Source organism: Pseudomonas sp. o96-267 (assembly GCF_003935465.1).
Taxonomy (GTDB): Bacteria; Pseudomonadota; Gammaproteobacteria; order Pseudomonadales; family Pseudomonadaceae; genus Aquipseudomonas; species Aquipseudomonas sediminis.
Map to the genome: position 1 here is coordinate 1 of NZ_RHQP01000090.1, position 1,194 is coordinate 1,194.

The window sequence follows — 1,194 nt, forward strand, 5'->3', positions numbered from 1 at the left end:
GGTAAGCAGAGTTTTTGAAATGTAAGGCCTTTGAATAAGACAAAAGGCTGCCTCATCGCTAACTTTGCAACAGTGCCAATTTATGAGTAAAGGATTATGTCCACGATAAGCACCTGGGTCGATTCCTGGGAGGCGGCCATGAGGGTAGGGAAGCGCCGTCCCGTCAAGTCAGCGTAATGCTCTGCCAGTGTTACAACCAATTAACCAATTCTGATTAGAAAAACTCATCGAGCATCAAATGAAACTGCAATTTATTCATATCAGGATTATCAATACCATATTTTTGAAAAAGCCGTTTCTGTAATGAAGGAGAAAACTCACCGAGGCAGTTCCATAGGATGGCAAGATCCTGGTATCGGTCTGCGATTCCGACTCGTCCAACATCAATACAACCTATTAATTTCCCCTCGTCAAAAATAAGGTTATCAAGTGAGAAATCACCATGAGTGACGACTGAATCCGGTGAGAATGGCAAAAGCTTATGCATTTCTTTCCAGACTTGTTCAACAGGCCAGCCATTACGCTCGTCATCAAAATCACTCGCATCAACCAAACCGTTATTCATTCGTGATTGCGCCTGAGCGAGACGAAATACGCGATCGCTGTTAAAAGGACAATTACAAACAGGAATCGAATGCAACCGGCGCAGGAACACTGCCAGCGCATCAACAATATTTTCACCTGAATCAGGATATTCTTCTAATACCTGGAATGCTGTTTTCCCGGGGATCGCAGTGGTGAGTAACCATGCATCATCAGGAGTACGGATAAAATGCTTGATGGTCGGAAGAGGCATAAATTCCGTCAGCCAGTTTAGTCTGACCATCTCATCTGTAACATCATTGGCAACGCTACCTTTGCCATGTTTCAGAAACAACTCTGGCGCATCGGGCTTCCCATACAATCGATAGATTGTCGCACCTGATTGCCCGACATTATCGCGAGCCCATTTATACCCATATAAATCAGCATCCATGTTGGAATTTAATCGCGGCCTCGAGCAAGACGTTTCCCGTTGAATATGGCTCATAACACCCCTTGTATTACTGTTTATGTAAGCAGACAGTTTTATTGTTCATGATGATATATTTTTATCTTGTGCAATGTAACATCAGAGGGCACTGTTGCAAATAGTCGGTGGTGATAAACTTATCATCCCCTTTTGCTGATGGAGCTGCACATGAACCCATTCAA

General features: G+C 43.6%; 1 protein-coding gene. It reads right to left on the bottom strand.

The genetic code is table 11. The annotated features are described in order from the left end of the window. Positions 1-214: 214 nt before the first annotated feature. Positions 215-1,030: an aminoglycoside O-phosphotransferase APH(3')-Ia gene (locus tag EGJ86_RS24860; RefSeq protein WP_000018329.1), complete on the bottom strand. Its 816-nt coding sequence runs from the start codon at positions 1,028-1,030 to the stop codon at positions 215-217. Positions 1,031-1,194 lie beyond the last annotated feature (164 nt).